This is a genomic window from Pseudomonas sp. PAGU 2196 (assembly GCF_022179005.1).
GTDB classification, from domain to species: Bacteria; Pseudomonadota; Gammaproteobacteria; order Pseudomonadales; family Pseudomonadaceae; genus Aquipseudomonas; species Aquipseudomonas kermanshahensis.
In genome coordinates this window covers 1-7,864 of sequence record NZ_BNTL01000008.1, presented here as the reverse complement: position 1 = coordinate 7,864, position 7,864 = coordinate 1, and the positions used below count along the sequence as shown (strand labels likewise).

Annotated in this window: 8 protein-coding genes; 6 read left to right on the top strand and 2 right to left on the bottom strand. The window is 63.8% G+C overall.

Features of this window, described 5'->3' with window-relative positions; all coding sequences use genetic code 11:
* Nucleotides 1-155 precede the first annotated feature (155 nt).
* The 3 genes from MFF34_RS07500 to MFF34_RS07490 all read left to right on the top strand — a co-directional run bounded on the left by MFF34_RS07500 (nucleotide 156) and on the right by MFF34_RS07490 (nucleotide 4,163).
* Entirely contained in the window at nucleotides 156-662 is a 507-nt protein-coding gene (locus tag MFF34_RS07500; RefSeq protein ID WP_027593826.1) for a sigma-70 family RNA polymerase sigma factor, read from the top strand.
* Nucleotides 659-1,633 (top strand): FecR family protein, encoded by a 975-nt coding sequence (locus MFF34_RS07495; RefSeq protein WP_238211920.1) that lies wholly within the window; start codon nucleotides 659-661, stop codon nucleotides 1,631-1,633. The genes MFF34_RS07500 and MFF34_RS07495 overlap by 4 nt, the downstream gene beginning before the upstream one ends.
* A 94-nt stretch (nucleotides 1,634-1,727) precedes the next feature.
* Nucleotides 1,728-4,163: a TonB-dependent receptor gene (locus MFF34_RS07490; protein WP_238211918.1), complete on the top strand. Its 2,436-nt coding sequence runs from the start codon at nucleotides 1,728-1,730 to the stop codon at nucleotides 4,161-4,163.
* A gap of 13 nt (nucleotides 4,164-4,176) precedes the next feature.
* Here the strand turns inward: MFF34_RS07490 and thpR are convergent, their stop codons facing one another.
* Complete coding sequence (thpR, locus tag MFF34_RS07485; protein ID WP_027593829.1) at nucleotides 4,177-4,722, bottom strand: RNA 2',3'-cyclic phosphodiesterase; 546 nt, start codon at nucleotides 4,720-4,722, stop codon at nucleotides 4,177-4,179.
* 157 nt (nucleotides 4,723-4,879) lie between these two features.
* On the opposite strand from thpR, the gene lpxO reads away from it, so the two are divergent.
* The 3 genes from lpxO to MFF34_RS07470 all read left to right on the top strand — a co-directional run bounded on the left by lpxO (nucleotide 4,880) and on the right by MFF34_RS07470 (nucleotide 6,869).
* Nucleotides 4,880-5,779, top strand: a complete 900-nt coding sequence (gene lpxO, locus MFF34_RS07480; protein ID WP_027593830.1) for a lipid A hydroxylase LpxO — start codon at nucleotides 4,880-4,882, stop codon at nucleotides 5,777-5,779.
* Between the two features lie 97 nt (nucleotides 5,780-5,876).
* Nucleotides 5,877-6,221: a carboxymuconolactone decarboxylase family protein gene (locus MFF34_RS07475; RefSeq protein WP_013973174.1), complete on the top strand. Its 345-nt coding sequence runs from the start codon at nucleotides 5,877-5,879 to the stop codon at nucleotides 6,219-6,221.
* 78 nt (nucleotides 6,222-6,299) lie between these two features.
* Nucleotides 6,300-6,869: a GNAT family N-acetyltransferase gene (locus tag MFF34_RS07470; protein WP_027593832.1), complete on the top strand. Its 570-nt coding sequence runs from the start codon at nucleotides 6,300-6,302 to the stop codon at nucleotides 6,867-6,869.
* Nucleotides 6,870-6,995: 126 nt separating this feature from the next.
* On the opposite strand, the gene MFF34_RS07465 is transcribed toward MFF34_RS07470, so the two are convergent.
* Nucleotides 6,996-7,742 (bottom strand): outer membrane beta-barrel protein, encoded by a 747-nt coding sequence (locus tag MFF34_RS07465; RefSeq protein ID WP_099453547.1) that lies wholly within the window; start codon nucleotides 7,740-7,742, stop codon nucleotides 6,996-6,998.
* Between the last annotated feature and the right edge of the window lie 122 nt (nucleotides 7,743-7,864).

The following is a 7,864-nucleotide window of genomic DNA, read 5'->3' as shown; positions in this document are numbered from 1 at the left end:
CGCGCGGGCGGCGCTCGATGTGTGCCACACCTCCAAACTTGAGCCATGCACACCCAACATCACCCACCCAACATCTCACCCCCCCCCCATTGCTACCCACCAACCGACCCAGCTAATATTGAGAACGATTCACACTCACAACTGGATACCAGGCGTTGGACAGCACATCGACCCGCAAGCTGGGCTTCTTCTTCAGCGACCATCACCGCTGGCTGCTCCAACATGTCTTCAAACGCCTGCGTAATCGCGCCGATGCCGAGGACACGGCAGCCGAGGCGTTCTGCCAAATGCTGGGCGCACGCGTCGACCCGGACAGCATCGAGCAACCGCGTGCCTACCTCTCGACCATCGCCCGTCGGCTGATCTTCGATCGGTACCGCCGTCGCCAACTCGAGCAGGCGTACCTCGAGCGCTTGGCGCTGCTGCCTGAACCCATCGCCCCTTCTGCCGAAGAGCAACTGCTGCTGATCGAAGCACTGGTGACCATCGACAAGGTGCTGGACGGCTTGCCCGCCATGGTCAAGGCCGCCTTCCTGTACAGCCAGCTCGACGGCATGAGCTACGTCGACATCGCCGCCCGCTTGCAGATCAGCGAACGCACCGTCAGCCGCCATATGAAGCAGGCCCTGCGCCAGTGCTACCTGTGCGAGGTGCACGCATGAGCGCAACACACCTGGACCCGATCAGCGAGCAGGCCATCGACTGGATGGTCGCACTCAAGGCCGGCACGCCTGACCAGGCGCTGCTGCAACGCCTGGCACACTGGCTGCGCCAGGACCCCGCACACCAACGCGCCTGGGACCGCTTGCAACACCGCCTGGGCAGCCCGTTTGCGGCGCTGCACGCGCTGGACCAACGTGCCCCAGGGCAAGCCGCCGAAGCCCGCCAACTGCTGCTCACGCCCACCCACTCTCGCCGCGAAGTGCTGGGCGCGCTGGCAGGCATGGGTGTCGTCGCAGGCGCCTTGTGGAGCGGTTGGCGCAGCGACAGCGCGCAAAACTGGCTGGCCGACCTGCACACCGCCAGCGGCGAGCGGCGCAGCTTCACCCTGGCAGACGGCAGCCGCCTAAGCCTCAACAGCGCCAGTGCCGTCGACCTGCAGTTCGATGCCAGCCAACGCCTGCTGATACTGCGCCGTGGCGAAATGGTGATTCAGGTTGCGGCCGACCCTCAGCGGCCCCTGCGCGTGCGCACGCCCCAAGGACAAGTGCAGGCGCTGGGCACCCGCTTTCTGGTAAGCCAAGAGCAAGCCGCTACCCGCGTCGTGGTGCTGGAGCACAGCGTGCGCGCCAGCCTGCGCGATGGCCGCTGGCAAGACGTGCAACAGGGGCAGGCGGCCCTGCTGCGCAGCGATGGCATCCAGCAACTGGGCGGCGAGCAGCAACAACGCTGCGCCTGGCTGTATGGGCGCCTGGAAGTGCTCGACGAACCCCTGCACGCGGTCATCGATGCCCTGCGCCCCTACCAGCGCGGCTACATTCGGCTGGCCCCGGCGGTGCGCGGGATGCGCGTGCAAGGCGTGTTCCCGCTGGACCAGCCGCAGGAGGCGCTGGCCGCCCTGGCGGAAGCCCTGCCGATCAAGGTCGAACCGTTCGGCCCCTGGGTGACGTTGATCGGCCCCGGCCACGGCTAATGAAAATATTTTTGAAAATCATTCGCGGGCGTGTCCGGTTTTCGTTTCTCGTCCCACCTATCTCCTGACAAGTCACTTCATTCGGGAGAATTCTGTGCTCAACCTCTGGCCCCGCGCCTTGCCCCTCGTCGTTGCCCTGAGCAGCCTAAATGCCCATGCCCAGGTGCAGACCCTGGCGTTCGACCTGCCGCCTGCCAGCCTGGCCACCACCCTTAACCGGATTGCCAGCCAGAGCGGCTACATCATCGCGCTCGAACCCCAGCTGGTACGCGGCAAACAGGCGCCAGCAGTCGTCGGCCAGATGAGTGCCGAGCAAGCCATGCAAACCGCGCTGGTCGGCAGCGGCCTGCAATTGCGGCTCACCAGCAGCGGCCACTTCAGCGTCGCCCCGGCAACCCCAGAGAGCGACGTGCTGGAGCTTGGCAGCACCAGCATCACCGACAATTACCTGGATGCCACCAGCGAAGGCAGCGGCTCGTTCGCCGCCCGCGCGGTGACCCTTGGCAAAGGCACGCACACCCTCAAGGAAATCCCTCAATCGGTGACGGTGATTACCCGTAAACAGCTGGATGACCAAGGCATCACCGACCTGCAGGAGGCGCTCAACCACACCACCGGGATCGTCGGCGCGCAAGGCATCGGCCCTGGCGTGGTGGTAACATCGCGCGGGTTCCAGATCGACGACTGGCAGTACGACGGCGTGCCTATCCCGCGTAACAACTATTCGCTGGGCAACTGGGCGACCCAGGACCTGGTGTTCTTCGACCGCATCGAGGTCCTGCGCGGCGCCTCGGGCTTGCTGCAAGGCACCGGCAGCCCCGGCGGCGCGATCAACCTGGTGCGCAAACGCGGGCAGGCCACGCCGACCGTCACCGTCACCGGCAAGGCCGGCTCCTGGGACCACTACGGCCTGCAACTGGACGCTGGCGGCCCGCTGACCGACGACGGCCGCGTGCGCGGCCGGATGGTGGCCGACGAGGACCAGAGCGACAGCTTCATCGACTACCAATGGAGCAAGTCCCACTCCCTGTATGGCGCGCTGGACATTGACCTGAACGACGCCACCACCGTAGGTGCCGGCATCAGCTACAACCGCCAGCAGTCGCGGCCAATGCTGCGCGGCATCCCCCGCTACACCGACGGCAAGCCGGTCGACCTGCCCCGCTCGACCTTCACCGGCGCCCGTTGGAACCGTGCCGAAACCGACGTGACCACCTACTACGCGGACCTCGAACACCGCTTCAACGACGACTGGGCGTTCAAGGCCGCCGCCGTGCGCATGGACGAAGTCAACACTTCCACGCACCAGCGCGTGCAGTCCACCGGCCAGGGCGTGGCGCCGGACGGCAGCGGCATCACCTATGCCGACTGGCTCACCGACTTCCACAACACCAAGCTGGGCCTGGACATGAACGTGGTGGGCCACTTCAACACCGGCCCGCTGGCCCATGAAATCACCGTCGGCGGCAACTACTCCAAGCTGACGTCGGACGACGCCTATTGGCGCAACTTCGCCGCGTCTGGCGACACCCTCTTCGACATCGACCACAACCGCCCCGAGCCTAGCCGTGACAGTGTGTTCGACGGCAAGCTCGCGCGCTCCAACAAGGCCAGCTACGACATCCGCCAAAAAGGCCTGTACGGCGTGTGGCGGGTCAAGCCGACCGATGACCTGACCCTGATCCTCGGCTCGCGGGTCAGCTGGTTCGACTACAGCTGGGACTCGATCGACTTCAACAGCCGCACCGACCCTGGCACCCGCTACCCCACCAGCCGCATGACCGAGTCGGGCGAAGTTACCCCGTATGCCGGCTTCGTCTACGACCTGACCCGCGAATGGGCCTGGTACGCCAGCTACACCGACGTGTTCGTGCCGCAGACCGAGCGGGCCGTCAACAACGTGCCACTCAAGCCTGTAATCGGCAGCAACTACGAAACCGGCCTTAAGGGCGAGTTGCTGGACGGCCGGGTCAACGCCTCGCTGGCGGTGTTCCGCTACGACCAGGAAAACCGTGCGGTGACCGACGTGGCTTCGGGCTTTGCCTGTGATGACTGGTACTGTTCCACTGCGGCGGGCAAGGTGCGTAGCCAGGGCATCGAGGCCGAGATCAGCGGCGAAGTGCTCAGCGGCCTGCAGCTGTTTGCCGGCTACACCTACAACACCACCAAGTTCCTCGACGACCCGGACGAGGAAGGCCGCGTGTTCAGCCAGTGGACGCCCAAGCACATGTTGCGCGCCTGGGCCGACTACACCCTGCCACTGGACGGCCAACGCTGGAGCACCGGCCTGGGCTTCACCAGCCAAAGCCACACCCTGGGCTACGAACGCACCTACACCGTGCCTGGCTACACCGTGTGGAGCGGGCGCCTGGCCTATCAGCTGACGCCGGAAGTGAACCTTGCAGTCAACGCCAACAACCTGTTCGACAAGAAGTACTGGGTTGCCGGCTTCAACCAGCTCAATGGCAGCAACAACTACGGCGAACCCCGCAACTTCATGTTGACGGTCAAGTACACGCCTGAGTTTTAAAACGCAGCACGCATCACTCGGTCAACGGCCATTGCGCAAGCGGCCAGTACACACCCTTGCGCGATTCATACAGGGCGAAGTGCCGCGCGGCCAGGAAGAACTCCGGCGCCGTGGCGGCCTCCGGCGGCTGGCCGCGGTAGTCCCTGGACAAGGTCAGGTGCGGGCGGTATTCACGGCTCGCCGCCTCCAACCCCAATGGCAGCAGCGCCTGCTGCAGGCCATACACCAGTTGCAGCAAGGCCGGCGGCGTTTGCTGCGGCTCAAGCACCAGTGCACTGGCGCGCGGCCACACCTGCAAACGGTCGAGCAACAGCCGCGGCGCCGCCGCCGGGCGCTTGAGCGCATCGACCGCAGCGCAGATCGAGGGCAGCAAAGCAGTATCTACATCACCGAGAAACAGCAGCGTCACATGGAAGTTGTCGGCGGGTACCGGCTTGCCAGTGCGCAGGTTCAAACCGCGCCGCCACTGGGCCAGGGCACGGCGCTGGGCATCGCTGACCGGCAAGGCGAAAAACAGCCGTTTGAAGGGGGCGCCACTGGGGCGAACGTCCTGAACCATGTGATCTCCTTGACATGAAACGTTTGCGCAAGCGCTAGGCCATTACACCTAAGTCGCGCGGTAGTCACGTAACAATAAGTACAAACTGCTCCCATGATTGTTTATGCTGGCCAGCTTATGCCATGGCGCATGGCCATTTTTCGACAAGTAAACGTCCATGAAAATTGCACTCGTACTCCTCTTTGTTCTGTCGATCGCCTATGTTCACCTACGCGGTCGCGTTCGCCACAAGCTGACTCGCCAGCTGGGCGACCACTCCAGCTTCCTGGCCCCGGTCAACAGTTTCCTCTACCTGTTTTCCAAGCACCCGGCCAAGCCCTACTTGCCGGTCGAGGCCTTCCCCGAACTGCAACCGCTGCAGGACCACTGGCAGGAAATCCGTGCCGAGGCCCAGCAGTTGCTCCACGTCGGTGAAATCAAGAAATCCGAGAACTACGATGACGTCGGTTTCAACTCATTCTTCAAGACCGGTTGGAAGCGCTTCTACCTGAAGTGGTACGGCGAAAGCCACCCTTCGGCCATGACCCTGTGCCCACGCACCACCGAACTGCTGCAAGGCATCGGCACGGTCAAGGCTGCAATGTTCGCCACCTTGCCACCGGGCGCCAAGCTGGTGCGCCACCGCGACCCGTACGCCGGCTCCTACCGCTATCACCTGGGCCTGGACACGCCGAACGATGACGGTTGCTATATCGACGTAGACGGCGAGAAGTACTCGTGGCGTGACGGTGAGGGCGTGATCTTCGACGAAACCTACATCCATTACGCGGCCAACACCACCGACCACAACCGCATCATCCTGTTCTGCGATGTCGAGCGCCCGCTCAAGTACCGCTGGGCAACGGCGTTCAACCGCTGGTTCAGCCGCAACGTGATGGCGGCCGCCGCCGCGCCCAACGATGCCAACGACAAGACGGGTGGCATCAACCGGCTATTCACCCGCATCTACAAGATCCGCGAACGCGGCAAGGCGCTGAAAAAGCGCAATCGCATGCGCTACTACCTGGAAAAATGGGCGGTGGTGGCTGCACTGGTGCTGGTGTTCATCTACATCTGATTCAGCGCTGCCTGTGCCGTCGGCACAGGCAGCAGATGCCCTCGCCTTTTTCGACTAGCCTGAAAGCTCCACTCGCAACCACCCCAAGGTGAAGACGATGAGCATGATGGACTGGGACGCCTACCGTAAGCAGTTGATGGCCGGCATCGGCGATCTCAAGCAGTTGTCTCCCGACACCGTGGCCGGCTACATGACCGCCAGCGGTGCGGGCGCCAAGACCAACCACCTGGACGCCAAGACCCGCGAACTGATCTCCCTCGCGGTGGCCGTGACCACCCGTTGTGACGGCTGCATCGCCGTGCATTCGCAGCAGGCGGTGAAACACGGCGCCAGCCGCGAAGAGATTGCCGAAGCCCTTGGCGTAGCGGTGGCGATGAACGCCGGCGCCGCATTGGTGTACTCGGCCCGCGCCATGGACGCAGTGGGCAAGGCCAACGGCTGACCCCGCGTGGCGTCGCCGCCCTTGCGCGACGACGCCGCGACACCCAGACTTGGCGGTCCAGCCCTTGCAGGAACCACCATGATCCACATCCGCCCCATGACGCCTGAGGACTTCGAGCGTTTCTGGCCCACCTTCCAGGCCATTGTCCAGGCCCGTGAAACCTACGCCTTCGACCCTGCCCTGAACTTCGACCAGGCCCGCCAGTTGTGGCTGGAGATGCCCCTTCGCACCTGGGTAGCAGAGGACGACGGTGAGCTGCTGGGTTCCTACTACCTCAAAGCCAATGCTGCCGGCCCTGGGGCCCACGTAGGCAACTGCGGTTACATGGTCTGCGAGGCCGCGCGTGGCCGTGGTGTGGCCCGGATGATGTGCGAGCATTCGCAGAAGTTGGCGCGCCAGGAGGGGTTTCTGGCGCTGCAGTTCAATTCGGTCGTGGCCAGCAACGAAGTGGCCGTGGCGCTGTGGCACAAGCTCGGTTTCGAAACGGTCGGCCGCCTGCCCAAGGCTTTCCGGCATGCCCGGCTGGGCTTGGTGGATTGCCTGGTGATGTACAAGTGGCTGGCGGATGAGCCAGTGGTGGAAAAACCGCCACTGTTGATCGGGCGCAAGAACATCGAGGCCCGCGTGTCGCGCCGCCGGGGGCGTTAACCGACGGTAGGAGCAGCCTTGCGCTGCGAAGAGGCAGCGCATGCACCAGGCCGGTCATCGCCTGCACTGGCCCCTTCGCAGCGCAAGGCTGCTCCTACACAAACCGCGGTGTTGGCAAATCGCTGCTTAGAACGCCAAGCCGACCTTGAAGCCAAACTCATCACGCTTGAGTTTGGTGTTGTCCGCCACGGGCGAGTCGCCATCCAGCTTGTACTCGGTGCGGGTGTAGTAGACCCCCGCCTGTACCGGCATGCCGCCCTGCTGGTTCATCAGCAGGGTGACCTCGGCATAGGGGTTTGTGCGGTCCTTCAGGTCCACGGTGTCACTGCCAAAATCATCCACCTTCAGGCGCGCACGGCCATCGAGGGTGTGGCGCGCGCCCACCTCCACGCGCAGGGTCGACGCATCGAACTGGTGGTTGTAACCCAAGGCCGCCTTGGCGAAGGGCGACTTGACCGTGAGTTTGGTGTCCAGGTCGTTGATTTCGGGCTCGAAGCGCGACCAGCTGTAGCCGCCACCCACGGTCACATCGACGAAGTTGCGCGCGTCCAGCGCCGCACGCCAACCGAGGTCGAGATCGGCCTGGGCTTCCTTGAGTTTGTTGTCATTCTTCTTGCCGTACTTGGCCTCGGCACCGATCTGGTAGATGAAGCCGGACTCGGCGGTCATCTTGTTGCCGAAGGTAGCGAATACACCGCCCTGCCCCAAGTGTTCCTTGTCGGTTTCGCTGCCGCCTTCGAATTTGAAGTCGTTATAGGCACCCAGCAGGCCGAGGGTGAACAGCGGGTCGGTACTGGGCGCGGCGGTGGCGGCTAAAGGCGAAGCGATCAAGGCGAGCAGGCAAGTGTGACGCAACAGGTGACGAGCGGACATGCGTGAAGTCTCCATGACGTGAAACAGTGATAACGAGCGGTTCGAGAGACACGCTTTGGAGAAAGTTCGAAAAAATTCATTGCGAGCGTATGCCTTGGGTTATGCAGCGCCTATGAGATCGA